The sequence below is a fragment of the Caproiciproducens sp. NJN-50 genome, assembly GCF_004103755.1.
In the GTDB taxonomy this organism is placed as follows: Bacteria; Bacillota; Clostridia; order Oscillospirales; family Acutalibacteraceae; genus Caproicibacter.
On the sequence record NZ_CP035283.1, the window covers coordinates 674,226 to 699,977 of the forward strand.

22 protein-coding genes are annotated in these 25,752 nt (G+C 54.8%); 11 read left to right on the top strand and 11 right to left on the bottom strand.

Annotated features, from left to right (window positions below):
• Positions 1–4: 4 nt before the first annotated feature.
• The 5 genes from EQM14_RS03340 to EQM14_RS03360 are packed head-to-tail and all read right to left on the bottom strand — an operon-like array spanning position 5 to position 5,082.
• Complete coding sequence (locus EQM14_RS03340; RefSeq protein WP_128741618.1) at positions 5–628, bottom strand: PglD-related sugar-binding protein; 624 nt, start codon at positions 626–628, stop codon at positions 5–7.
• The gene (gene neuB, locus EQM14_RS03345; RefSeq protein WP_128741619.1) at positions 625–1,707 is read right to left on the bottom strand and encodes an N-acetylneuraminate synthase; all 1,083 of its coding nucleotides are present in this window, start codon (positions 1,705–1,707) and stop codon (positions 625–627) included. The genes EQM14_RS03340 and neuB overlap by 4 nt, the downstream gene beginning before the upstream one ends.
• Positions 1,704–2,867 (bottom strand): UDP-N-acetylglucosamine 2-epimerase, encoded by a 1,164-nt coding sequence (gene neuC, locus EQM14_RS03350; RefSeq protein WP_128741620.1) that lies wholly within the window; start codon positions 2,865–2,867, stop codon positions 1,704–1,706. The genes neuB and neuC overlap by 4 nt, the downstream gene beginning before the upstream one ends.
• A complete protein-coding gene (locus EQM14_RS03355) occupies positions 2,864–4,075 on the bottom strand; it encodes a LegC family aminotransferase (RefSeq protein ID WP_128741621.1) in 1,212 nt (403 codons plus the stop codon). Before EQM14_RS03355 ends, neuC begins: the two co-directional genes overlap by 4 nt.
• The gene (locus EQM14_RS03360; RefSeq protein ID WP_128741622.1) at positions 4,072–5,082 is read right to left on the bottom strand and encodes an NAD-dependent 4,6-dehydratase LegB; all 1,011 of its coding nucleotides are present in this window, start codon (positions 5,080–5,082) and stop codon (positions 4,072–4,074) included. Before EQM14_RS03360 ends, EQM14_RS03355 begins: the two co-directional genes overlap by 4 nt.
• A gap of 144 nt (positions 5,083–5,226) precedes the next feature.
• On the opposite strand from EQM14_RS03360, the gene EQM14_RS03365 reads away from it, so the two are divergent.
• The gene (locus EQM14_RS03365) at positions 5,227–6,702 is read left to right on the top strand and encodes a DUF4183 domain-containing protein (RefSeq protein WP_128741623.1); all 1,476 of its coding nucleotides are present in this window, start codon (positions 5,227–5,229) and stop codon (positions 6,700–6,702) included.
• A gap of 135 nt (positions 6,703–6,837) precedes the next feature.
• On the opposite strand, the gene EQM14_RS03370 is transcribed toward EQM14_RS03365, so the two are convergent.
• Genes EQM14_RS03370 through EQM14_RS03380 form a run of 3 tightly spaced genes read right to left on the bottom strand, consistent with a single transcriptional unit; the run spans position 6,838 to position 9,863 of the window.
• Complete coding sequence (locus EQM14_RS03370; RefSeq protein WP_128741624.1) at positions 6,838–8,205, bottom strand: aldehyde dehydrogenase; 1,368 nt, start codon at positions 8,203–8,205, stop codon at positions 6,838–6,840.
• Positions 8,206–8,220: 15 nt separating this feature from the next.
• Positions 8,221–9,405 carry an iron-containing alcohol dehydrogenase gene (locus EQM14_RS03375; protein WP_128741625.1) on the bottom strand — a complete coding sequence of 395 codons (1,185 nt, stop codon included), beginning with the start codon at positions 9,403–9,405 and terminating at the stop codon, positions 8,221–8,223.
• Positions 9,406–9,416: 11 nt separating this feature from the next.
• The gene (locus EQM14_RS03380) at positions 9,417–9,863 is read right to left on the bottom strand and encodes a hypothetical protein (protein ID WP_128741626.1); all 447 of its coding nucleotides are present in this window, start codon (positions 9,861–9,863) and stop codon (positions 9,417–9,419) included.
• Positions 9,864–10,326: 463 nt separating this feature from the next.
• Here EQM14_RS03380 and EQM14_RS03385 point away from each other — a divergent pair, with 463 nt between their 5' ends.
• The 3 genes from EQM14_RS03385 to EQM14_RS03395 are packed head-to-tail and all read left to right on the top strand — an operon-like array spanning position 10,327 to position 11,805.
• Positions 10,327–11,025 carry a YeeE/YedE thiosulfate transporter family protein gene (locus EQM14_RS03385; RefSeq protein WP_128741627.1) on the top strand — a complete coding sequence of 233 codons (699 nt, stop codon included), beginning with the start codon at positions 10,327–10,329 and terminating at the stop codon, positions 11,023–11,025.
• A gap of 10 nt (positions 11,026–11,035) precedes the next feature.
• Complete coding sequence (locus tag EQM14_RS03390; protein ID WP_128741628.1) at positions 11,036–11,260, top strand: sulfurtransferase TusA family protein; 225 nt, start codon at positions 11,036–11,038, stop codon at positions 11,258–11,260.
• Between the two features lie 26 nt (positions 11,261–11,286).
• On the top strand, positions 11,287–11,805 hold the full coding sequence (locus tag EQM14_RS03395) for a YeeE/YedE thiosulfate transporter family protein (protein ID WP_128741629.1): 519 nt from the start codon (positions 11,287–11,289) through the stop codon (positions 11,803–11,805).
• Between the two features lie 6 nt (positions 11,806–11,811).
• Here EQM14_RS03395 and EQM14_RS03400 read toward each other — a convergent pair whose 3' ends face one another.
• Positions 11,812–12,702 carry a LysR family transcriptional regulator gene (locus EQM14_RS03400; RefSeq protein WP_128741630.1) on the bottom strand — a complete coding sequence of 297 codons (891 nt, stop codon included), beginning with the start codon at positions 12,700–12,702 and terminating at the stop codon, positions 11,812–11,814.
• A 235-nt stretch (positions 12,703–12,937) separates the two neighbouring features.
• Between EQM14_RS03400 and EQM14_RS03405 the strand changes: the two genes are divergently transcribed.
• The 5 genes from EQM14_RS03405 (at position 12,938) to EQM14_RS03425 (ending at position 18,831) form a co-directional block, all read left to right on the top strand.
• A complete protein-coding gene (locus EQM14_RS03405) occupies positions 12,938–13,720 on the top strand; it encodes an ABC transporter permease subunit (protein WP_128741631.1) in 783 nt (260 codons plus the stop codon).
• Between the two features lie 4 nt (positions 13,721–13,724).
• Positions 13,725–14,768 (top strand): taurine ABC transporter substrate-binding protein, encoded by a 1,044-nt coding sequence (locus EQM14_RS03410; protein WP_128741632.1) that lies wholly within the window; start codon positions 13,725–13,727, stop codon positions 14,766–14,768.
• A gap of 21 nt (positions 14,769–14,789) precedes the next feature.
• Entirely contained in the window at positions 14,790–15,596 is an 807-nt protein-coding gene (locus tag EQM14_RS03415; RefSeq protein WP_128741633.1) for an ABC transporter ATP-binding protein, read from the top strand.
• A 149-nt stretch (positions 15,597–15,745) separates the two neighbouring features.
• Positions 15,746–17,032, top strand: a complete 1,287-nt coding sequence (locus EQM14_RS03420; protein ID WP_128741634.1) for a YeeE/YedE family protein — start codon at positions 15,746–15,748, stop codon at positions 17,030–17,032.
• 101 nt (positions 17,033–17,133) lie between these two features.
• Positions 17,134–18,831 (top strand): FAD-dependent oxidoreductase, encoded by a 1,698-nt coding sequence (locus EQM14_RS03425; protein WP_128741635.1) that lies wholly within the window; start codon positions 17,134–17,136, stop codon positions 18,829–18,831.
• Positions 18,832–18,920: 89 nt separating this feature from the next.
• Here the strand turns inward: EQM14_RS03425 and ligD are convergent, their stop codons facing one another.
• On the bottom strand, positions 18,921–21,368 hold the full coding sequence (gene ligD, locus EQM14_RS03430) for a DNA ligase D (protein WP_128744215.1): 2,448 nt from the start codon (positions 21,366–21,368) through the stop codon (positions 18,921–18,923).
• Positions 21,369–21,516: 148 nt separating this feature from the next.
• Between ligD and ku the strand changes: the two genes are divergently transcribed.
• Complete coding sequence (ku, locus tag EQM14_RS03435) at positions 21,517–22,341, top strand: non-homologous end joining protein Ku (protein WP_128741636.1); 825 nt, start codon at positions 21,517–21,519, stop codon at positions 22,339–22,341.
• A 124-nt stretch (positions 22,342–22,465) separates the two neighbouring features.
• Here ku and EQM14_RS03440 read toward each other — a convergent pair whose 3' ends face one another.
• The gene (locus tag EQM14_RS03440) at positions 22,466–24,388 is read right to left on the bottom strand and encodes a sigma-54-dependent Fis family transcriptional regulator (protein ID WP_164918948.1); all 1,923 of its coding nucleotides are present in this window, start codon (positions 24,386–24,388) and stop codon (positions 22,466–22,468) included.
• Positions 24,389–24,560: 172 nt separating this feature from the next.
• On the opposite strand from EQM14_RS03440, the gene EQM14_RS03445 reads away from it, so the two are divergent.
• Complete coding sequence (locus EQM14_RS03445; protein ID WP_128741638.1) at positions 24,561–25,727, top strand: enolase C-terminal domain-like protein; 1,167 nt, start codon at positions 24,561–24,563, stop codon at positions 25,725–25,727.
• Positions 25,728–25,752 lie beyond the last annotated feature (25 nt).

The following is a 25,752-nucleotide window of genomic DNA, read 5'->3' on the forward strand; positions in this document are numbered from 1 at the left end:
GCTTTTATTTCGCCGGAATGCCTTTCACTATCCTATGATCGGGGACATTTTTTGTTACGACGGCGCCCGCGCCCACAGTGGCAAAGCGGCCGACCGTCATTTTTTCCGCCTCTGAGCCGCCCTGGATCACGCAGGAATTCACGCCGAGGTAAGCGCCCTCTTTCAGTCGGACGTTTCCGGACAGATTGGCTCCGGGGCAGACGGTGACAAAATCCTCCATCACGCAGTCGTGCGCGACGGTGCAGTTAAAGTAGAAAACCCCATGATTTCCCATGCGAATCCGATTGCTGAACCTCGCGCCTGCGAAAATAATGTTTCCGATCCTTTTTTGGACCTCTTCCAGCTGACCGGAACCGAAAGTCGCCGAGGGATGAATCAGGTTTACGTAGTTCAATTCTGGGAATCTGCTCCAAACCGACTTTCGGGCCGCCGGGCTGCCGATCCCGATGATAAACGAAAAGCCCCCGCGCACGAGGGAAGGGACCTTCTCCTCGAGGATGACCGGATGCCCCTGAATGGGGTTTTCCGCCGTTTTTCCGATGAAAAAAATTTCGTCGTACCCGGTCCGCTCCGCAATGTCGCTAGTTTCCCGGGCAAAGCCGGAAGCCCCGAAAATGGCGAGTTTCAACGGATCGCCTCGTTTTCCAGATAGGACCGGCCGGCTTTTTTGCCCAGAAGGTCAAAATACTCCATGGGCGAGCGGCCGCCCGCCGGCCGCTTTACCGTCAGATTCCGGTCTGTGAATAATTCGCCCTGTTCGATCCGGCATGCCGCGACAATGCTTTTCCGGGCGACGGCCTGATTCCTCAGCTCGGAAGGGGAGGGCCGCTTTACCGAAGTTCCGAGCGATTGTTCCACCTGGCGGATTCCCTGTACCATCCGGGCGAATTCCTGAGGCTCCAGAGAAGCCTTGTGATCCGGGCCGGGCAGACCGCGGTCCAGCGTCAGATGTTTCTCCAGAACCGAAACGCCCAGCGCCGCCGCCGCGACGGGGACCGCGATCCCCGCCGTGTGGTCGGAGTATCCGACCGGCAGGGCGAAGCACTGGCGAAGAGTTCGCAGAGCGCGCAGATTTACATCCGGAAACGGAGCAGGGTATTCCGTGGTGCAGTGCAGCAGGCTCACATGGTATTTCAGGGCCTTCTGCCCCTCTTCGGAATCGTAAGCCCGCCGGAAAGACGAGAGGCAGGGAACCTCTTTTTCTCCGCCGTACTCCAGATAGCCGAAGGCAAGAACGCCGAGGGCAGCCTCGATCTCTCCCAGATCCGCCATTCCCGTGGAGAGCAGCACATCCTTCCCGGAGCGCGCCGCCTTTCGCAGCAGGGGCGCGTTTTCAATTTCCCCGGAAGCGATTTTCAGCAGGGGAACGCCGATCGAAAGAAGAAAATCGAGGCTTTCCGGGTCAAAGGCGGTGGAAAGAAACAGGATTCCCGATTCCTCCGCGTGTTTCTGCAAAGTCAGATCATCTGATTCGCCGAGCTCAAGTTTTCGGATCATTTCGTACTGCGTTTCCCCCGAACATGAATTTTCCAGCTGATAGGCGGCTTTTGGAGCGTCGGGGACGGCAATCCGCTCCGCGCGGTAGGTTTGGAATTTGACCGCGTCCGCTCCCGCTTCGGCGGCGGCGTCAACCAGTTCCATCGCCGTTTTGAGCGAACCGTTGTGATTGACGCCCGCTTCGGCGATAATGAGGATCTTCGGGCTCATTTGTCATCGCTCCGTATCGGATCAAATTGTTTCTTTAATAATGCGCGGTAATCGGGGATCGATTTTAAAACCGAGAGAATTTTTTCCGCGCTGTCTCCCGCTCCGTAAGGGTTCACCGCTTTGGAACAATCCGTTTCCAGCGCCCTGCGGATGGCTTTCAGAATCTCCGTTTTTTGCGGCGCGCAGCTGATTACGGAAGAAGCGAACAGACGCCCCTGCTGGCGGTCCCCGACGTTCACCGCCGGCTTTCGGAACGACGGCGCCTCATAGATTCCGCTCGAGGAGTTTCCCACCACCGCGTCCGTTTCCCGGATCAGGCTGAAATACCGCGTTTGGCCGAGGGAGGAAAACACGGCCGCGTTCGGGTGTTCCGCCGCGAATTCCCGCGTCAGCCGGGTCAACTCCCGGCTCTGCGGGTCCGCGTTGGGCCCGGTGAAAATCAATCCGTATTCCTCTCCAAGCGCGTCCAGGGCCGCGAGCAGTTCCTGAAACTGCTTTCCGGACGGTTCCCGGTCGAGTGTGACCGGATGGAATGTCACGAGCAGATTCCGGCTGCGAAAAGAAAAACCAAGGGATCGTTCCAGTTCCTCCCGGCTCAGGTGCGGAAGACTCAGGATCCGGTCGATTCCAAGGCTTCCCACATTGTAAATATGCCGGGGATTCTCCCCAAGCTGCCGGACCCTTCGGGCGGATTCCCCGTTGGTCACAAAATGCAGGTGGGCCATTTTGGTGACGCTGTGGCGGATTGCCTCGTCAAACGCGCCCAGAGTCGTGTCTCCGCCGCCGATGTGGGCAATTGGAATCTTCATGACCAGAGCCGCCTGCGCCGCCGCCAGAATTTCATACCGGTCCCCGAGCAGAAGGAGAAGATCCGGACGAAGCTGATCGAATGCCTCCGCGAATCCGATCACGCCGAGGCCAATGGACTTCGCGATTCCGACGGGGGTGTCGCTGGAAAGAAGCGTTTCGATTTTCCGGTCGATCTGAAAGCCGTCCTGTTCGATTTCCCGATAGGTCAGGCCGAATTCCGGCGAAAGGTGCGCGCCCGTCGCCGTGAGCTGAAGCGTGAAATCCGGCTCCCGCTCCACCGCTTTCAGCAGGGGAACCAGAAGACCGTACTCGGAGCGGGTTCCCGTCACCGCGCACAGTTTCCGCTTCATGACGAACCGCTGCTTTCCGGTTTGGCATACGGTTCTCCAAGGGCTGCGCTGCTTGGAAGATTGATGATCCGTTTTTCCAGGCTTTCCGCTGTGGACAGGTCCATCCGCGGACTGTCCCGGAACATGGGAAGGCGGCTCATCAAAGTCCATACGGGGCGCGTCTGAATTCCATGGTCGTTGGTGTCCTCCAATATGGGGTCGCGCAGGGACGCGTTCTCCTCCGACAAAATCAGCGTGTTCAGCCAGTAATTGCTCCTTGCGTAAGAAGGCTCCGGAAAGAAGCGAATCCCCGGCATGCCCGCGAAGGCGCTGCGGTATTCTTCCGCCAGAGCCCGCTTCAGGCGGAGAAATTTTTCCATCTGTTCCAGCTGGGCGCACCCAAGCGCGGCGTTGAGGTTCGGCATCCGGTAGTTGTAGCCGACCTCGTCGTGAAGGAAAGCCCAGCGGTGCGGCAGCTTTGCGGTTGTCGTCAGGTGCTTCGCCTCCCGGTACAGCGCTTCGTCGTTGGTAAGGATCGCGCCGCCTCCGCCGGTCGTCACGATTTTATTCCCGTTAAAGCTGAGGGCCGAGAGCTTCCCGAAATTTCCGGTGTGCAGATTCTTGTAATACGAACCCAGGGATTCCGCCGCGTCTTCCACCAGCGCAAGCCCGTAGTCCCCGCAGACCCGCGAGATCAGGTCAAGCTGAACGGGATGCCCGAACGTGTGCATCGCCACCAGCGCGCGGATCGGCCGGTCCGTTCGTCTGTTCCAGCAGACTCCATTGCGGAGCCGGGTTGTTTCTTTCAGGTATCCGGCCAGCTTTTCCCCGTCGATTCCGAGCGATTCCGTTTCGCTGTCCGCCAGATGCGGAATTGCCCCGCAGTAGCACACGGCGTTTGCCGTGGCGACAAATGTCAGCGCCGGGACGATCACTTCGTCCCCCGCCCGCACCCCTGCCAGCTTCAGGCAGATCTGAAGGGCGGATGTTCCGTTCACCACCGCCGCCGCGTACTTTGCCCCCGTGAACCGGGCCAGTTCCCTCTCGAATCGTTCGACATACGGGCCGACGGAGGAAACATAGCCGGAGTCCAGGCAGTCCTTTACGTAGTCCCATTCGCGCCCCGCAAAGCAGGGCTCGTGCAGGGGAACCGGCTCGTTCCCCTTGCGGAGAACGGTCTTCAGGGCCTCCGTGATTTCCGTCGGATCGACTTGATTGCGGTGATTCATAGCACATACCTGTCGGCTCTGTACCGCTTCTGGTTTTCCGGGTCGCGGAACCAGTCCGCGGTCAGCGCCAGCCCCTTTTGTAAACCGTCTTTCCCTCCAAACTCCGGCTTCCATCCGAACAGCCGCTCCGCTTTGGAGGTGTCGGCGCACAGCCGGCGGACCTCGCTCTGCTCCGGCCGGATTCTTTCGGTCTCTGTTTCCGTCTCGACCTCCGCATGCATGACCCGTGCAATCATCCGCACCGTATCGCCGATGGAAATTTCAAAATTGCTGCCGATGTTGACCACTTCTCCCACCGCCTCGTCGCAGCATGCGGTTTCCCGGAATCCCCGGACCGTATCGCTTACATAGCTGAAATCCCGGGTCGGCGTCAGGGACCCGAGCCGGATCTTTCGATTTCCCCGTGCAATCTGAGTCATTACCGTGGGAATCACCGCCCGGTTTGACTGCCGGGGCCCATAGGTGTTGAAGGGGCGGACGACGGTGACCGGGGTGGCGAACGAGCGGAAAAACGAAAGCGCAAGCTGGTCCGCCGCGATTTTTGAAGCGGCGTAGGGGGACTGCGCCCGGAGCGGGTGCGTCTCCGGAATCGGAACGTATTCCGCCGTTCCGTACACCTCGCTGGTGGAGGTTTGCACAACGCGCTCCGTCCCCAGTTCCCGTGCGGCCTGCAGAACATGGAGCGTCCCTTTCAGATTCGTGTCAAGATAGGATTCGGGGGAATAATATGAATAGGGAATCGCGACCAGTGCGGCCAGGTGGAATACGGCGCTGCATCCCTCCAGAGCGGTTCTGACCCGGTAGGGGTCTCGGATGTCCCCCTGAAACACTTCCAGACTGTTTTGGATCTCCTTCGGGGACTGGTCCAGCCACCCCCATGAATTGAACGAATTGTAACAGACGAAAGCGCGGACGGAGCATCCGCTGCGGACCAGTTCTTCCGCCAGGTGGGAGCCGATAAACCCGTCCGCGCCCGTGACCAGTACTTTCTTTCCTGATAAATTCATTCTGCGCCCCCGATGTGGAAACAGTGTTGGGAAGAAAAACGGATCATCCTTCTTCCCAGCATTCATATTCTACCGCGTGGAAAAATAGAAGTAGTCCTATTTTTCAGGCCTGATCGGAGCGATTGATTTTCCGAGGTGAACGCCATGACAGGATTCTGTCCACTGATTACCTGCCGATTAACCGATCAGTGCGGTAATGAGGTGGACCCTTACGGCTTAGGCAATGTTACATATACGGTATTGCCTTCGCCGGAGAACCGGAAAAAGAACGCGTATGGCTTTCCACCTGTTTCAGTTGCTGTGGAAGGCTATGTTGCCGTGTATTCGGATAAGACGAGAATTTCGCCTCCGATTCCTTTCTGTATTTTGCAATCGCTTCACGTGTCCCTTCCCAGGGAAGGCTTTTTGACCTTTCGGCTGAGAGATTTTCATTGCTGGGCGCTTCCCAAGTGGAGCGGCAGCCCCCCCGCGCCGGGACAGATTGAACTGCTGATCAGTATTGAAACGTCCGCCTTTTCCAAAACGGCCGTCAACCTGCTGGTTCCGCAGGTTGATTCCGGCTTGCAGGTCGTCGGCCGGGTCTGTATCTACACGAATATGCTGAATGACAGTGTCCGCTTTCACAGCGGATGCCGCATCCGTTATCAGAGCGCCGCTCTCCGCGCGGAAGTATCTCACTACTATACCATTGCCGACGGGGGAAAGCGGACTTACCGGAACAGCGACGGGATGAAAAAGTACGGGGACCGGGGGCTGCTCTCTCCCCAAGAGGTTTCTTATTACAATGTGTTTGTAAACGGCGTTTTGCAGCCGAGAACGAATTACATTCTTGAAAAAGACGAACTGACGTTCACAACACAGGACATTCCGGCGGAAGGGCGGCCCATCGTCGTTTTGTTCACCACATGGAAGGATTTTGAGGGCCGGATCATGGATGTGACCAACCGGCAGTATAATGCCGTGTCGGACGGCGCAAAAAAACAATATACCGACAGCGACGAAATCAAAGAATATGGAAACTGCGGAATCCCCTCCCCAAACGACGTATCCTATTTCAACCTTTATATTAACGGCGTTCTTCAGCCCAAGAGAAATTATATAGTGAAAAAGGGAATTTTAAGGCTGACTACGTCCGACGCCCCCGTAAAGGGAGCGCCCGTGATTCTGGAATCCATTGTGATCCGGGATTCGGCCGGACAGCTTTACCGGACGGAAATTTACGCCTACAACGCATATTCCAACGGCGGCAAGATTTATACCGATCAGGACGAGATCAAGATGTATGGGACGGACGGGATTCCCGATCCGAGAGGGAGCTCCTATCAGAATCTGTTTATCAACGGCGTTCTCCAGCCTCCGGTGGACTATCGGGTTCGGGAGGGGTACCTTGTTCTGGATACGGTGAATGATCCGGCCGTCGGCGCCCCGATCATTCTTCAGTCCGTCAACGGCGTCCCGGCGGAATCCTGCTGCAGGGTCCAAATGTCGGACGCGGCTCTCGCCCAATGGAAAAAGGTGTATACGCGGATTCAAGGTCCCTGCGCTCCCGCCCCGTCCGTCCAGGATGCGGTTCCTCCGGACCGCAGTTCTCCGCCGGCGTCGGGTGACGGCGCAGAATAGGCGCGGGGATTTTTCAACCGCCGTTCACTACAGCGCAAAAGAAGAAGGCTGCAAACCGCAGCCTTCTTCTTTTGGAGGATGCCCGACTGACAAATGATCTGCCAGCCGTGCCGTTCCGTTTGCCGATGCCGGTTTTCAGTGCAAAAACAGCTTCAGCAGTTTTAAGTTCAGATCCGTATAAGGCAGGTAACGGAACGGCAGGTCGATCCAGTTGTATTTCTTCAATATGCTTTTATAGTGGCTGAAGGTGTCGAAGCTGAATTTTCCGTGGTAGCTCCCCATTCCGCTGTTTCCCACACCGCCGAATCCCATATGGGAAGTCGCGAGATGGATGATGGTGTCGTTTACGCACCCGCCTCCGAACGAAAGCGAGGTGAGTACCCGTTTTTCGACCGCGCGGTCCGTGGTGAACAGGTAAAGGGCGAGGGGCTTTTCCCTGTTGCCGACGAATGAAATGACCTCCCCAATCTCGTCGAAGGTGAGGACCGGCAGAATGGGGCCGAAGATTTCTTCCCGCATGACCGGGGAGTCCCCGTCGACCCCGTCCAGCAAAGTCGGCGCGATCTGCTCCTGGCCGTTCGTCTCCCCGCCCGTTAAGATTTTGCCGTCGGCCATCAGCCCTTTTAAACGGTTGAAATGCTTTTCATTGATGATTTTCGGGTAGCTGTCGTTTTCAAGAGGATTGCTTCCGTAGAAAGCGCTGATCTCCTGTTTCAAGTATTCTATGATCTGATCCTTGACGCTGCGGTGGACGAAAAGATAATCGGGCGCCACGCAGGTCTGGCCGGCATTCAGAAATTTTCCGAACGCCAGGCGCCTGGCCGCGACTTTCAGATTTGCGGTCTTGTCGATGATGCAGGGGCTTTTCCCTCCCAGCTCAAGGCTGACGGGCGTGAGATTTTTGGCGGCGCTTTCCATGACCAGTTTTCCGACGGAAACGCTGCCGGTGAAGAAGATGTAGTCGAAACGCTGGTCCAGCAGATCCTGATTCTCCCTGCGCCCGCCCTGCACAACGGCGACGTAATTTTGAGGAAAGCAGTCCGCGATGATTTCAGAAATAATCTGAGAGGTTTTTGGAGCGTAGGCGGACGGTTTCAAAACCGCGCAGTTTCCCGCGGCGATGGCGCCGATCAGCGGTTCCAGGCACAGCATGAAAGGATAGTTCCATGGGGACATGATCAGGACCACTCCGTAGGGCTCCGGCATTTGGAAGCTCCTGGAATGAAACTGAGCCAGGGGAGTGTGGACCCTTCTGTTTTTCGCCCATCCCGGCGTATGTTTCGCGACAAACCGCAGTTCGTCCAAAACCATTCCAAGCTCGGTCATGTAAGTTTCAAATTCAGACTTGTTCAGATCGGACTTCATGGCGGCGTAAAGTTCCCGCTCTTTTTTGAGGATGGATGCCTTCAGTTTTTTCAGGGCGTCGATCCGGAACGGAACGGACTTGGTGGCGTTTGTAGCGAAGAAAGCCCGCTGCGCCTCCATCGTTTCTTCGATGTTCATTTTTTTCATCCCCGTTTAAAACGCTTTTTCCAGGATGTTCAGTACGTCCTGTTGGCCGACCTGCTTTGGGTTGACGATCATGGCGCCGTCCTTCAGGGCAGCCTGCGCCACTTTTTCAAAATCTTCCCGTCTGGCTTTTGTTTCGCTCAGGCGCATGGGCAGGCCGCAGCTTTCGTGGAATTCGGAAGTCATTTGCCGGATGAGGGATATGGTCCCGCGTCCTCTTTCTTCCCTGGGGGTGCCGGCGTAGATTTCATCGCCCGCAAGATAGAGAAGCAGCTTTCCGTACAAGCCTTCCAGCACGTCAAAGTTGTACTCCATGCAGTACGGCATCAGAATGGTCATCGCCTCGCCGTGGGGGACATGGCATACGCCCCCGAGGGCGTGCCCGATCGCGTGGATCATGCCGACCATGGAGTTGGAAAAGGCGGCTCCCGCCATGAATGCCGCGTTTGCCATGGCCTGACGGGCTTTCACGTCCTTCCCGTTGTTTACCGCGGTCCGCAGATGGTCCCTTATGATCTCGAGCGCGCCCGCCGCGAACGCGTCGCTGACCGGGTTTTTCTGAAGGCAGGTATAGGCTTCCAGCGCGTGGCAGAGCGCGTCCATTCCGGTGGAGGCCGTGATGCGCGGAGGAAGCGTAAGGGTCATGCGCGGGTCGAGAACGGCGACGTCGGGAAGAAGATGGTAGGAAATAAACTCCATTTTGATATTTTTGATCGGATCGAGAATGACGGCGACCATCGTGGATTCGGAGCCGGTTCCGGCTGTCGTGGGCACGGCGATGAAGGGAACCCGCTCCCCGCAGTCGATGGTTTCGCAGCCCATGACGTCCATGATGTTCCCAGCGTTCTGTGAGATCAGCATTCTCACGCCTTTGGCGGTGTCCAGCACGGAGCCGCCCCCGACCGCGATGATGCTGTCGCAGCCCAGGCTGCGGAACAGCGCCGCGATCTGGTTGACGACCAGCGAGGAGGAATCGGCGGGGATTTCCGTGAAGCTTCCGCCCGGAGTCATTCCGCCCGAAAGCAATGCGTCGGTTACAGTTTGCAGAGTTCCGATTTTTTTCAGTATCTGGTCGCTGAGCAAAAGAGGTTTTTTCGCCTTTAAATCCGCAAGCGCCCCCGGGATGTTCTCCAGCGCGAAATTCCCGGAAAGCAGCTTGGGCGGGTTGTAAAATTCATAATAATCCGGCAGCAAATCACGTCACCTCAAATATTCAATATCGCGTGCCAATAGACGGAAACAGGGGAAATCTCTTTTTTAGGCATCGCTTTTAAAATCTTTCTGGCGATAAATCCGGGGAAGAGGTATGCTTCGATGATTTCCACGCAATGGACGAAGGACATGCAGTCGGCGATGCTGCCCCGCAGGGTAAAGCGATGCTGGGAATACGCCTGCGCCACGCCGATCTGGCCGCTCAGGACCAAAAATGCCGCGTCGATGTTCCGGAATTCGATCGTCATGTCGGCCTCGGAAAATTTCTGCTTTCCCAGCCGCTCGATTCCCTTTTCCGTATGGCTCAGGCAGATTCCGGGACCCTGCCGCGTCGCGTTCATGCAAATTTTAAACCCGGCTTTCCAGCCGTCCACTTCCCGGCGGACCGTTTCATCGTACCGGTAGAGGACCTGAAAAGCCCGGTACAAGAAAAAAAGCACGACTCGTGAAATTCCCCGTTTCATGCTGTTGCCAATTCTTTTTGACGTACTGATTCTGAAGTTGATAAAGATCCCTCACTTTCTGCATGCTGTGAAAACATATTTAAAATCAGGCTTCAAGCCACAGGCGGATCGCACCGCTCCAGTGTTCCGGCGGCATTTCCATCCGATCTTCCCGGAAGGAAAAGAAATCATTTCCAATTACGATTGTATACCTTTTTCTGGACAGGAACAACCGTTACCTGCTGTCGGGATCAAATTTATTTGTACCTTTCGCCGGCCTCCCGCCCGGCCGCGCGGCAACCGATCGCGCGTTTGGCAGGGCCTGATGCGTACGAATGAATGCAGAAAATTTTTTGCGGGAGAAATGCACGGCTGCCGATCGGATTCACTCCGAACGGCTTTGCACTCCGATCATTTTTTGCTATAATTGAATCATGATCTTTGAGGGAGGGATAATTCGATGTCATCCGACGAAATGAATGAACTGATACAAAAGAGGCAAAAAGCCAGAATTGTTCAGAAGAAGAATCAGATTCCATACGCGGCGGTTCTGTTGGTTCTTGCGTGCGCGTGCGCGGGCTTCCTCTGGGTGGATGTCCGCGAAGATACGGTTTTCTGGGTTCTGGGCATCGCGTTCGGATTTGTGATGCGGGATTCCCGCTTCTGCTTCGCGTCGACTTTTCGGGACGTCTTCCTTGTCAGGAATACGAAGCTGATGCGCGCTCTGATCCTTTCGCTGATGGTCAGCACCGTGGGATTCGCCGTGATTCAATCCGGTTATCTGAGAAGCCACCCGGACGCGGGCTATTCCGACATCCCCGGGATTCTGAACTCCGTCGGGCCGCACACCGCGATCGGCGCGTTCCTTTTCGGCATCGGCATGGCACTGGCCGGCGGATGCGCGGCCAGTGTGCTGATGAGAATCGGAGAAGGCCATGTGCTGCCGCTGATTACCCTTCTGGGGTTTCTGATCGGCACTGTGATGGGGGCGAGGGATTACCCGTTCTGGTACGACCGTATCATTCAGAACTGCGCCGTCGTGTATTTCCCTGAATACATGGATTTTGGTACCGCCGTCATGCTGCAGATCGCCGTTCTGGCCGGCTTGTATGGCTTGGCTTCGTGGTACCAGAAAAGAATGACGGAGACGGAACGATAGGAGAGTGTTCATGGAAGTCAGAGATTTGGATTGTTTGTATGAGGTTTGTCCGATTCCTTTAATCAAAGCGGTCAAGGAACTGAAAAAAATGGTCTCCGGGGATATTCTGGTGGTTCATTCGGACGAAAGCTGCGTCGGGGTGATGATGGAAGAATGGGCGGAACAGAATCACTATTCCATCAAAATCGTGGAGCCGAAGGACGGCGAGTGGGAAATTTATCTTCAAAAGCCATAATTTTTGGAAAGGACGGGACAGAGCCGATGAAACGATGGCTGAAAACGGCTTGGCCGTACTGGGCGGGAGGAATTCTGCTCGGCGCGCTGAATGTTCTGCTGCTTGCTTCAAGCGGAACCGTGTGGCAGGTTTCCGGAGGTTACCTTCTCTGGGCGGGAGGAATCCTCGAGTGGTTCGGCGTCAAACCGTTCCAATGGGATTATTTTCGGCTTTACAATACGAGATACGATGAGATTATCTCCGGCAACTCCGCTTTTTTCAACCAATATACCCTCTTGAATCTGGGAGTCGTTTTCGGTGCGCTCATTGCGGCACTGCTGGCTTCCCAATTTAAGTTGGGAAAAATCAAAAACGGAAAACAGGCCGCGTATGCTCTTCTCGGAGGAATTCTGATGGGCTACGGCTCCAGGCTGACCGGGGGATGCAATATCGGCAGCTTTTTCAGCGGGATTCCGTCCTTTTCCCTGCACGCCTGGGTGTTCTGGATCTTTGTCTCCCTGGGCGCGTGGGCGGGGACGAAACTCCTGATCAAGATTGTGACATAGGCCGATTCAGCAAAACCCGCGCCGGTTGGAGTGGATGAATTCAATAAAATTCTTCTCCTGCCCGGACAAAACGGAATCCTTTCGGTAAGCCATATTGTAATTGAAAACAATTTTCAGCCGGTCGATTTCAATCTGCTCCAGAGTGCCCTCCTTCAGCTCTTTTTTAATCATCAGCTTCGGCAGAAACGAAAAACCGTTCCCCGCCGAAACGGAGGATTTGATCGCTCCGGGGGAGTCCAGATGATAAATTACATGCAGCTGATCCAAGCTGACGCTTTCTTTCTGCAGGGCCTTTTCCAGCAGATACCCGGTGCTGGAGGTCTTTTCCCGCAGAATCAGCGGCAGCCTTTTTAATTTCTCCAGGTCGATTTTCTTTTGACCGCCGCAAGAATGTCCGACAAGAACAAGCTCATCCGAAATGATCGTCCTGGCGATGACTTCGCCCATTCTGGGATGGTCCTGAATGATTCCCAGGCCGATGGTATGGTCCAGCAGCCTTTCAATCACCTCGGTGGAATTCATCAGTTTGACCTGGATATCGACATCATCGTAAAACTTTTTGAAAATATAGATGCTGCAGGGAAGGGCAAACTCTCCGACGGCATAACAGGAGCCGATGTTAAGCTTCGGATGGTTCTCCTGCAGGTTTTTCAAGTCCCTTTTAATATTGCCCTTCAGGGAGAGAATCGTGACCGCGTAGTTGTAGACGACTTTTCCCTCTTCCGTCAGCCGCACTCCTTTATTGCTGCGGTCCAACAGCTTGGTCCCCATCTCGTTTTCCAGACTTTTCAGCTGAAGGCTCAGCCCGGGCTGCGTCAGATGGAGGGCGACGGCGGCCTTGGAAATACTGTTGTATTTGACCGTGGTATAAAACGATTCCAGGTATTGGAAGTCCATATGTTTCACATCCAAATGAATAATCAACTCTATTGTAGCATTGCTTTCCGAAAAAAGAAAGGCCGGGGGAAAAGCGCCATAGTGAATTCTTATGCAGGATAACAAAGGCTTATTAGGAATCGGAGTAACTTTGTACTATAATTAACAGAGAGATTGAGATTAAATTAACAAGGGCTTTGACCCCCGTTGTTGATTCTTATGGATTTCGGCGGGCGGAGGGGTGGAGGCGGTGAAGATGTATTCGGATCGTAAGATTGCGTTTGAGAAGCTTCTGACGGCGGGTACGATCGCAGTCATTTTCGCGGTGTGGTTTACGGCGACCGGTTTCGGGTGGGTTGACCCAAAGCTGGTACCGCCGCCCCAGTCCGTCTGGAGCGCTTTTCTTGATATTGCGCAGAACGGCTACCGAAATCACACTCTTTTCCAGCACATTGGGGCCAGTCTGGGGAGACTGCTTACGGCGTTTCTGCTTGCCGCTGCCGCCGCCGTCCCGCTTGGGCTGGCAAGCGGGTTCCATTCCGGGATACGGGCCGCTCTGGAACCTGTGGTCGAATTTTACAGGCCGCTTCCGCCTCTCGCGTATTATACGATTCTGGTCCTTTGGCTGGGAATAGAGGACCAGTCCAAGGTTGCGCTTCTGTTTCTGGCCTGTTTTGCGCCGATCTATGTTTCCTGTGTTTCCGCAGTGCTTAAAATCAATGAGGATTATTTAAACTGCGCGTACGCGGCTGGCGCGAGCCGATGGCAGGTGTTTGTTCACGTTGTTTTTCCGGCCTGTCTGCCCGATGTGCTGACAGGGCTTCGCACGGCTCTCGGAGTCGGGTATACGACTCTGGTGTCGGCTGAAATGGTCGCCGCGACTTCCGGCCTGGGCTGGATGGTCCTGGATGCAAGCCGGATTCTAAGGAGCGATATCACCTTCCTGGGAATCATCATTATGGGAATCACAGGGATCCTGATGGACAGAGGGCTCAGGCTTTTGGAGCGGGGGCTGGTTCCCTGGAAAGGAAAGGAGTAAAAGCGTGCGGAACTATTTACTCAGCGCCGCCGCCGTTGCGCTTTCGGCGGTTTTGGCGTTTACAGGCTGTTCAAAAACGGAAAAACCGGCAGGGGGCGAAGCCGGGACGGATTCGCCCGGTCTGCCCGAAATCGTGACGATCGGGACACAGCAGATGCCGGACGATGAAGGCGTCGCCATCGCGAAGGGCTACTTTCAGAAAGAGCTCGGCGTAAAAGTGAATATTATGGAATTTCAGGCCGGGGACATCCGGAATGCCATGATCGCGAAAAACATTGATTTTGCCCTTCTGGGTTCTTCTTCGGCCGCCCTCGGGATCGCAAGCGGAATGGAGGTCGAACTGATTTGGGTCCACGAGGTTTTGGGGGACGCGGAACAACTGGTTGCCCGGGACGGCTCCGGCATCCGGTCTCTTCAGGACCTGAAGGGGAAAAAGGTCGCGACGGCTTTTACCTCGACTTCGCATTACAGCCTTTTAAGGGCGATGCAGAGGGACGGCATTTCGGAAAAAGACGTCACGCTGCTCGATATGCAGATGCCGGACATTTATGCGGCGTGGCAAAGGGGAAATATCGACGCGGCTTACGCCTGGGAACCAACGCTCTCCAAGCTTCTGGAAAGCGGTAAGACGATCCTTTCCAGCAAGGATATGGCGGCCAAAGGGGTCGTGACGTCAAATGTGGAGATCGTCCGAAAAGAATTTGCGCGGCGCTATCCCGAAATTGTCAAAAAATATATCAAAGCCCTGAATGAGGCGGTCGAACTGTACCGGCAGCATCCCGATGAAGCGGTTGGGGCCGTCTCAAAGGCTCTGAGTCTTTCCGAAGAAGAGGCGAAGAAACAGATGCAGGGATCCGTCTGGCTGGATGCCAAAGAGCAGCTCGCTCCCGAATATCTCGGAACAAGCACCCAAAAGGGCGGCATTGTAAATTCGATGAAGGATACGGCTGATTTCCTGTATGAACAGAAAAGCCTGGCCTCTGAACCGAAGACCGGGACGTTTGAACAGGCCGTCAACCCGTCCTATGTGGAACAGGCGTTGCAATAGGACACAGCGGGAGGATTCTGTGTGGATCGGATACAGTATGAGCGGACGGGACCGCTGCTTTCCCTGACCGGCGTGGGATTTCGCTATCCCGGCAAAAAAGACGAGGTCACGGCACTGCGGGAGATCAGTTTTACCATGGAAACGGGAGAGTTCCTGTGCGTGCTCGGTCCGTCCGGATGCGGAAAAAGCACCCTGCTGAAGCTGATCGCGGGGTTCCTGAAGCCGACCGAGGGGGAAATCCGGATGGAGGGTCGTCCGGTCCGGGGACCGGACTGGCACCGCGGAGTTGTTTTTCAGGTGCCTACCCTGTATTCCTGGCTGAACGTGAGGGACAACATCGCTTTCGGTCTTAAAATGAGAAGGCTTCCAAAAGAACAAATCCGAAATGCGGCGCAAAAGTATATCGGACTGGTCGGCCTGAAAGGATTTGAAGAGAAAAAGCCCTATGAGCTTTCCGGCGGCATGAAGCAGAGGGTATCGCTCGCGAGGGCTCTGGCGAACCAGCCGGAGATTCTGCTGATGGATGAGCCGCTCGGCGCGCTGGACGCGCTGACGAGGCAGAACATGCAGGCACTGGTCCGCAGGATCTGGCGGGAGACCGGCAACACCGTTCTTCTCATCACGCACGACGTGGACGAAGCGCTGGCTCTTGGCACGAGAATCATGGTTCTTTCCAGCAGGCCGGGCAGGATCCTGAATGAATTCCACCCGGATTTTACCCGCCGGTACCTCGGCGAAGACGGCGAGAAGATCAGATATCTGCCGGAGTACAGGGAACTCCGGGGGAGAATTCTGAGTGAAATCATCGGGGAAAACGGGACGGAATAAAGCGGTCCGGCCCCCAAAAATCAGGCAGGCCAGCATACAAATTGTTAATTTGTTAACGATATCAGCCATAAATTCTGCCGCGAAAGGATGTGATTGGGGGACAAATCACGGTAAGACTGTCGGCCATATGAAAAGTTAGGAGTGGTGTTATGAGCAAAAAGGAACAGGTTCTTGGAGTTGTGGTTTTGGTTTTGTCACTGCTGCTCGGCAAGGCATTTTTAAAGCCGGGGATGTTGCTTCGGCTTGTCATCGGCCTGGCGCTGGGCTATACTTTGATGAGGGCCTATACGGGTTTTGCGGGCAGCGTCAACCGCGCGTACCGGACCGGATCGACAAAGCTGATGAGGGCGCTGATGCTCATGTTCTTTGTTTCCAGCGTGCTGACGGCCGCGTTTTTGCTGAATTCGGATGCTTCAGCATTCAGCCTGTGGGTCAATCCGATCAATATCGGCCTGATGCTCGGCGGGGTCCTGTTCGGGTTCGGCATGGCGCTTTCGTCCTGCTGCGCCACGGGAGTGCTGACCGACCTGGTGGTGGGTCTGCCGCGGGCATTTATCACGCTGGTGTTTTTCGGACTGGGCGTTTACCTTGGGTTCCCGGTTCAGAATACCGCGGGGTGGGTTAAGAATTCCTGGTTCACTTCGGCTTCTGGCGGAAAATTTGCGGGCGGAGTCTTCCTTCCGGATCTGTTTTCATGGGACGGTCTCAACGGATACCTGGGAGCTCTGGTTCTGACGGCTCTGCTCTGCGGAATCGTCGTTTATCTTTCCTACCGGTACGAGAAGAGTCGCAAGGAAAAAAATACATACGTGGGCAATGAGACGGAGATCATGCAGGAGCAGCCGGATCTTTTTGACAGCAAGAGCTATCAGCTGTTCAGCGGGGCGACTTTCGACCGGGTCTTCGCCAAACCGTGGACTCTGGCGCAGGGGGCGGCCGTCCTCAGCGTGCTGTTCGCGGTGCTGATGGGCACGACGAAAGCGGGGTGGGGGGCCTCCACTCCCTACGGCGTCTGGTTCGGCAAGCTGCTGCTTGTCTTCGGAGTTTCTCCGGATGCCGTGGCGGGATTCGCGAGAATGAAGCCGGATTCCTTCGTGCAGCCCTTTTTCCAAAATGCAGTATCCGTACAGAATTTCGGTATCATTCTGGGAACGATCCTCTATCTTCTGGTTGCCGGTGTGCTTGTCAGGACGTTCCGCGAGGGTTTGCACATCACGTTCCGCGAAGGGCTCATCTTTGCGCTCGGCGGCCTTTCCATGGGGTTTGGAACAAGACTTTCAAACGGGTGCAATGTGGGCGCGCTCTACACCCCGATCGCGAATTTTTCCCTTTCCGGCTGGATCTTTCTGATCTTTTTGGTCGCGGGCGGCGTTCTGGGCAACCTGTTCGGCAAGGCGGCGTTTGCAAAGAAAAAAAGCGGCGGCCTGTTGGGCTAAAGGGAGGGCGGGTCCGAGGCGGAATCCTGATTCCGCCTCGGAAGCCGATTCCCGGGTTCGCCGGCTTGAAAATATGATGGAGGAAGGAAGGAGTCGAAGTCATGAGCAAAAGGATTTTGATCGTCGGAGGAGTGGCCGGAGGGGCTTCCGTTGCCGCGAGGGCGCGCAGGCTCGATGAGAAGGCGGAAATCATGATGTTTGAGAAGGGACCCCACGTCTCTTTTTCCAACTGTTCGCTGCCGTTTTACCTGAGCAGGGTCGTAGATGACAGCAATGCTTTGGTCCTGATGAGTCCGGAGCAGTTCCAGAAACAGTACCGGATTGAGGCCAGAGTCAACAGCGAAGTCACAAAAATCAATCGTAAAGAAAAGAAGATCACCGTTCGGAACCTGAACACGGGGGAAGAATATGAGGAAACTTACGACACGCTGGTCTTATCCCCCGGGGCGGTTCCGGTTCTTCCCAAAAGCATTGAAGGGATTGACCGTCCGAATGTTTTCACGGTCCGGAATGTTGTCGATATCCGGAAGCTCGACGAATATCTGTCGGAGCGCGGAATTCAGGATGTCGCGGTCGTCGGCGGCGGATTTATCGGCGTGGAGGTGACGGAAAACCTGCGCGTGGCCGGCAGGAACGTCAGCCTGGTCGAGGCGCTCGACCAGATTATGGCGCCCTTTGACTATGACATGGCGCAGATTCTGCACAAGGAGATGCTGGACCATGGAGTCAACCTGATTTTAAGCGACGGGGTAAAGAAAATCGGCGAAGATTCCATCGAACTGCAATCCGGCAGAAAAGTTGCGGCAGAGGCGGTTGTTATGGCAATCGGCGTTCGGCCCGAAACCGGCCTCGCAAAAGACGCGGGGCTTGAAATCGGGGAGACCGGCGGCATTCGGGTGAATCACGATTATCTGACCAGCGACCCGGATATCTATGCCGTCGGAGATGCGATCGAGGTCTATAACCGGCTGACCCGCAAACCGTCCCGGCTGGCCCTTGCGGGTCCGGCTCAGAGGCAGGCCCGGGCCGCGGCCGACCATATGTATGGAATTCCCCACAACAACAAAGGGGTCATCGGTTCCTCCGTCGTCCGGATTTTCGACCTGAACGCCGCGTCCACGGGATTGAATGAGAAGTCCGCGAAAGCGGCGGGAATTCCCTGCGACTTCGCGTATGTCATCCCGGCGGACAAGGTCGGCCTGATGCCCGGAAGCCACCCGCTGCACTTTAAACTCCTGTACGAATATCCGACCGGCAGAATCCTGGGCGCGCAGGCCGTCGGAAAGGGAGAGGCTGACAAGAGGATCGACGTAATAGCGGCCATGATCACCATGGGCGCGACACTGGAGGATTTAAAGGAACTGGAGCTGTGCTATGCGCCTCTGTTCGGCACGGCCAAGGACGCCGTCAATCACGCGGCGCTGGTCGGCCTGAATCTCCTGTACGGAAGATTCCGTCAGGTCCCTGTCACCAAAGTCCGGGAACTGGTCGAGAGAAACGAATTTATTGTCGATGTCAGGGAAAAGAACGAATTTGACCGGGGGCACCTGATTAACGCCGTCAATATTCCTCTCAGCGGGCTCAGAGACCGTCTGGATGAGATTCCGAAAGACAGGCCGGTCTATCTGCACTGCCGCAGCAGCCAGAGAAGCTACAACGCCGTGATGGCGCTGCAGAATCTGGGATATGACAATGTCGTCAATATCTCCGGCTCCTACCTTGGAATCTGCTGCTACGAATATTATCAGGACCGGGTGACCGGGAGAAAGAAGATTGTCACGGAATACAACTTTACCTGAAAAACAGCGGAATGAAAGATTAAAACCGGCCTGCCCGCGCTTTCTAAAGCGCGGGCAGGCCGGTTTTTCATGCGTCCGGGAGCTTGGCGTTATTTCAGCTTTTGCCTGATTTCAAAAAAATCCTTCCACGGATCGCTTTTCTCCATTCTTGCGAGCGCGTCCGTCATGCCGATTCCGTTGGGGGCGACCGTGTCGAGTTCTTCCCAGGCAATAGGCATGGAAACCCTGGCTCCCGCTCTCGCCCTCAGGGAATAGGGGGCGACGCTTGTGGCTCCCCTTCCGTTCCGGATCCAATCAATGAAAATCCTGTTTTTCCGTTTTTCTTTTCTGATGTTGCTCGTATAGCGGTCGGGCCACCGCTGCTCCATGACTTCGGCGACCCGTCTTGCAAAATCGTGAAACAGGTCCCAATCGGCGGACGGCTGGAAAGGCACGACCACATGATACCCTTTGCCTCCGCTGGTCTTGAGATACGAGGTCAAAGAGAGCTGTTCCAGGACGCTCTTGATCTCTTTGACGCCTTGGCGCACCCGCTCCAGATCCATTCCCTCGTCCGGGTCCAGGTCAAAAACCATCAGATCCGGCTTTTCCAGCGTTTCGATCCGGCTTCCCCAGGCGTGAAATTCCAGCGTGCCCATCTGGACTTCGGAAATCAGCCCGGCAGCGTTCTCAATATAAAAGTAGTCCTCCTTTTGCCCGTCGTTGTTCACGACCGGAATCGTGACGACGCCCTTGTGATCCGGGCCGGGATGCTTCTGATAAAAGCAGGAGGAGGAGATTCCCTTGGGACAGCGTACGATGCTGAGAATCCGGTTTCCCGCGTAGGGCAGCATTCGCTCCGTCGCTTTAGCGTAGTACCGGACCACATCCGCTTTTTTCACTTCGGGATCCGCAAAAACCAATTTGTCGGGATGGGTTATTTTGATTCCCTCGACCGTCATGCCGCTGTTTGTTTCCATTTGCACCTCCGGCTCCTCGGCGGGCGGCAGATCCTGATCCGCCTGTTTCTCATTGGCCGCATCCTCTCTTTTTACTTCCCCGGGGCTCTTGTCCGTACGCAGCCCTTTATAACTTGCCTGCCGAAGCAGATTCTCATTGGTCCATTCGGCAAATTTGATTTCCGCGACCAGTACGGGTTCAAGCCATGTGATTTTCTCGTTCGATCTCGCTTCCGGCGCCTGTTTGAAAGGAGCGTCTTCTCTCCGGATGCTTTCAAATTTTTGCCTGAGTTCCTCCATGTCGTGAGCGGTCAGGCCCGTTCCGGCCCGCCCGGCATAGACGAGTTCGTTTTCTTCATAGACGCCGAGGAGAAGGGAACTGACCCCGCTCGCTTTTTTATCGGACAGCGTGTATCCCCCGATGACGAATTCCTGCCGCTTGCCGCATTTTAGCTTGATCCAGTCTCCGTTTCTCGTTCCGCTGTAAACGGAATCGGCCTTTTTGCCGACGATTCCTTCCAGGTTCGCCTGGCAGGCGGCGGAGAAGCTTTCCACTCCCTTTCCCACGACGTGTTGGCTGTAGCAAAGATTTCCGGGAGCGCCTTTCATCAAGGCTTCCAATGTCTCTTTCCGGTCGATCAGGGGGCGTCCTCTCAGATCCTCCCCATTCAGGGCAAGGAGATCGAAAACGATGTAAGCGAGGTTTTTCCCCACAGGATTTCTCATATAGTTTTGCAGAGCCTGGAAATCCGTCCTTCCCTGTGCATCGGTGACGACCATCTCGCCGTCCAGAACCATGGATCTTCCTGCGGCCCAGCCGGTCAGGGAGTCGGCGACGTCCTGAAACCGCTCGGCGTAATCGTTGCCGTTTCTGGTGATGAGGCGGGCACCGCCCCCCTCCAGAAAGGAGAGGATCCGGTAACCGTCGTATTTCAGTTCATACAGCCAGCCGCTGCCGTCGGGAACCGCGGCGGCGAGCTTGGCGAGCTGTATGCCGGTTCTGTCGAAGGGATTTCGCGTGATTTTTTCATCCGCCCCCGCTTCAATTTCCTCCATGGTGCGTCCGGTGCGAACGCTGGTTGTGAATTCGGCGATACTGTCGCCGGCTTTGGCGTAATCGTCCCGCTCCTTCAGTAAAAGCCAGTTTTTCGCCTCTTCACCGGCTTTGGCCTTCATTCGGACCAGAGCCCAATTTCCTCTGAGCCGCCTTCCCTTCAGGATAAATTTTAACGAACCCTGACGAAGCCCCTGATCCACCTCGGTGAAAGGTTCCCAGAAGCCCTCGTCCCAGAGCATCACGACTCCGCCTCCATATTCCCCTTTGGGAATCGTTCCCTCGAAATTCCTGTAATCGAGCGGATGATCCTCCACCCGTACGGCGAGCCTTTTGTCACGGGTGTCAAGGGAGGGTCCCTTGGGTACCGCCCAGCTTAAAAGAGAACCGTTCCATTCGAGCCGGAAGTCAAAGTGATCCCTGCGGGCGATATGGTGCTGGACGACAAACCTCAGGCGGTTTTCAGACTTTTCCTCTCGGCCTTCCGGCTCTTCCGTGTTTTCAAAATTTCTTTTTCGGTTGTATTCATTCAGACCGGGCGACATTTTCATACCATATCCTTCGTATTTTAATCGTTTTTATTATCCGCCGATTCAACGGGGGTTATCCATGTTTGGCCGGGTGAGCTTTGCGTTCCAGTCTTACTTATATTTGCCGGCGCTCTGGCAAAGCTAGTCCGGGAGGTGCATGACTATGCCGGCAGCAGCTCATCGGTCCGTTATTTCGTTTGGACTCGTCGCGATTCCCGTGTCCATGTACACGTCAACCCAGGACAATGATATTCATTTTAATCAACTGCACAAAGAAGACCAAAGCCGGGTGCGGTACAGAAAGGTCTGCGCCCATTGCGGAAAAGAGCTGAAAAGCGAGGACATTATCAAGGGCTACGAGTATGATAAGGACCGTTATGTCGTCGTGACGGAGGATGAAATTGAAAAAATTAAAACTGAAAAGGAAAAATCAATCCAGATCCTGCATTTCGCACAGCTGAATCAGATTTCACCGGTCTACTATGACAAGACCTATCAGGCCGTTCCAGAAGCGGGAGGGGAAAAAGCGTTTGAACTTCTCCGATCCGCACTGATGAAAGAGCAGAAAATCGCGATCGGCAAGACCGTCATGGGGACGAAGGACACATTGATGGCGATTATTCCGCGTGAGAACGGAATGCTGATCTCGACCATGTATTATCAGGATGACGTCAGGGATCTCCAGAAATCCTATCAAATCCCTCAACTGTCGGAACAGGAACTGAAAATGGCGCAGGTTTTGATTAACTCCATGGATACACCCTTTGACCCGGCTCTATATAAAGACGAATATCAGGGCAAACTCAGGGAGCTTATCGAAGCTAAAATAGCCGGAAAGGATGTCGCCGCGGCCGTGCCGGAGCAGGCCGGAAATGTCATCAATCTGATGGATGCCCTGAAAGCGAGCATTGAAAGGCAGAGTGAAGGGAAAGCAAAAGATGAGAATAAACCTGTTTCCCCAAAAACAAACAAAGAGAAAGGTGCGTGAAGGCACCTTTCTCTTTGTTATGGCAGCTTTTTAGAATAAACGCAGGTCTGCCAACCGTATAAAAAACAAAAAGAGCATACAAAATCTACCGCGTTCACATGGAGATGCCGCCTTACATAAATGATTATTTCTGACCGGAAAGCGCAATTGCTTCATGCGGAAAATTCCCTTCGGAGGAAAGGCGTTTTAAATGTTTCCACAGCGTTGTACGGCTGACGCCCAGCTTTTCCGCCATGAGTGTCCGGTTTCCGCCACAGTGCCGTTCCAGGTCGCACAATTCCGAGCAGCTGATCCACCGTCCTGCTACCGAGATACCGGTATCCTGAACAGTAGGCAAAATGGCGGGAGAGGTTTCCGGGTCCTTCTGAAGACAGGAGAAAGGATTGCCGCCATATTGAATTCTAACAAAATTTGCGTTAATCCTGGAACTGCGTGTCAGAACGGTCAATCTTTGACAAAAACTGAACAGCTGGTCGAGATTGCCTTCCCAAGAAAGATTTTGTAGCACTTCAAGTGCTTCCGGAGAAAAGGAGATCTCTTTTCCGTGAAGCGAAGACGCCCGGTTTGCAGCGTACTGTGCAAAAGCGGGAATGTCGGCGCGGCGCTGCCTGAGGGAAGAAAGCGGCAGAGGCAGGGTATTCAGCGTATGGTACAGGCTCTGATTGAAACGGCCGCTGCCCGCGAATTCCGACAGGTCCCTGCTGGAAGATGCGATGATGCGCACGTCTGCTGAAACGGTCTCGCCCGCGTCTGGGAGAACCATCCTCTTTTCCTCAAGAAAATCGGCCATCAGCGCTTGCTCTTCAGGCGGCAGCCGCCATATCTCGGCAAAGTATGCGGTTCCGCCGTCAGCGCTTTGCAGCAGACGGGACAGCGTCCTGCCGGACGGCTGATTATGACGTGAAAGCATGGAACAGTCAATGGAAACAAAGGGAGAGGAAGACCGCCGGCTTGCGCTGTGAATACATTCCGCCCAGAACCTTTTTCCGGTCCCCGTCTCACCGATCAGCAAAACAGGCAGATCCCATTCCGAATATTCCCGGGCGGTATCCAGAATCTGACGGGCCTGTTCCGACTGCCCGATTGCATCCCCGAAAGATGCCGCCGGGCGATCGCTGCCTTTGGAGGAGGACTGTTTCTGAATTGATACGACAATGCCCCGCGCCTTTTGATTTACCAGGATCGGGTTGACCGAAAGCAAAAAGAGGTCCCCGTTCCGCTTTAGCAGAAAATCCGGAGGTTTTTCCCCGGTGGAAAGGGCGGAGGAAATCGGCTGGGAGTCTTCCTGATCCAGAAGCTCCGTGAAATGTTTTCCAACGACTTTGAACGGAACCGTATGTAAGTAGTCTGCGGCAACCTGGTTGATGGAGGTGACAATCCCTGATTCGTTTATACTGACGACACCGTTTACGGCGGTGTTCAATATCGTGTTTTTTTCCTGCAGCCTTTTTCTTTGCAGATTGATGTTTCGCTGGACTTCTCTTGCGCGATGGTACGCTTCCCGCACGGAAGCAAGGGAAGATTCCAGAAGAACGTGCTTGACGTGGATGCTCTCAAGAATCTGACAGGTGTAAACGCCGCCGATCAATACGTCGACCTGTTCTCTTTGGGCCCGGATGATGCTCTTTTCGATTTCGGCGGAGCTGTTGGCCTGGTACAGCCGGGCCTTGATTTTCAATGTCTCCAGAAAATGGCGGACGCTGCTGACTACGTCCTGAAGCCCGATATATCCCACGATGGGGTCCTCTTTTGCGGCACTTTCCCGCGCCTGCCGGACGGCGGCCAGTATTTCGGAGTCGGAGATCGGAATCGTTACGACGGGGGCTGAAATTTTTGCATCCCGCAGCAGCTTGGCGGTGTTTCCCCGGGCAATCACGACATCGATATCCCCGTCTTCTTTTTTTAACAGGCTTCTTACGTAATAAAGGGCCTGTTCCATATGAAGATTGATAATTTCAAAATCCGGCGGAAAATTCAGCTCACTTTGCAGCTGATAGGCGTATTTGGCAATGTTGTCTCCGGATGCGACCAGAAGAATTTTTCCCATTTTTACTCTCCGTACTGTTGCAAATTTGTTCATAAATCAAAACAAGAATAACATAAATCTAACAAATATTTAATACAAAAAAGATTAATCAATAAAAATGAATTTTGATGATTTACAAATTTAGACCATATAGGGTATCATTCCAGACGAAAGAAATCGAAGGAGGCCAAAAATGTTCGACTATCAGGACAAGCTTACATTTTCAAAAGCGATCTACTACAATTTTAATCCGATCCCGCTTCCCAGAACATTTAAGGATGCGACCGGAGGCTTCGGCAATTTTGCGCCTTTGCAGGGGTGGATCCGGATCTATGATTCGGAAGGGTGCTGCGGGGAAACGTTCTGTTCCAAGGGAATGGTGGAAAACGTTCTTCCGCTGATCCTGACGGGAGAGACCCGCACTTACACGGAATGGTACCGCTATCTGTACTGGTGTTTCCGCAATTTCGGGTTCCAGAGCGGGCAGATCTGCGACCTGGGACAATTTGACCTGATCATGCTGGATATTCTGGCGCGCCGGAAAAAGCAGCCGCTCCACCGGTTCCTCGGTGCGAAAAAAGACTGGGCGGCCGTATACAAGGGCGGCGGAGCCATCATTCTTGAGGACCAGGCCCTTGTGGACGATATGCTTCGCTATGTGGAGGAAGGCTACAAGACCGTCAAGTTCAAGGTCGGCAGCGACTGGGGCAAAAACATGGAGCGGGACGCGCACCGCATGGAACTTGTCCGCAAGGCGGTGGGAGATGACATCGCGGTCGCCGTGGACGGAAACCAGGTCTGGGACGTGGATGGCGCGCTGAAATTCGCCGACATGATCCGGCCGTACCGCCCGGCGTGGTTCGAAGAACCTGTGTTTTCTCAGGATATGAACGCGATCAAAGAGCTGAAAGAACGCGGCATCAACATGAAAATCGCATTTGGGGAATCCATGCGGAACTATTATGCGTTTGAAACCTATGTGGAAAAGGGCGTCGATCACCTGATGCCTCTTGTGGGACGCATGGGCAGCGTGAGAGAACTTGTCGCGATCCGCGACCTCGCCAAACGGAACGGCCTGGATTTTTCCTCGGGCGGAACCACTTTTGTCAACGCGGCGCTGGGCGCCCTGTATGAAGAGAACGAGATGCTGGAGTACCATGAGCCGATCACCTACACGCTTGGCGAATGCCTGGAGGTAAAGTGCGAGGAAAGGGACGGACGCTTCTATCTGCCCGACATAGAAGGGGCCCCGTACCGGATCAACCTGAAAAAACTGGAAGCCGACGGAGCTCTGGAAAGCAAAAAATATTTTTACAGCGAAAACGCAAAGCTGAAATTTGCCGTCCGGGGCGCGTACTGAACCGGATAGAAAAAAACTCACATCT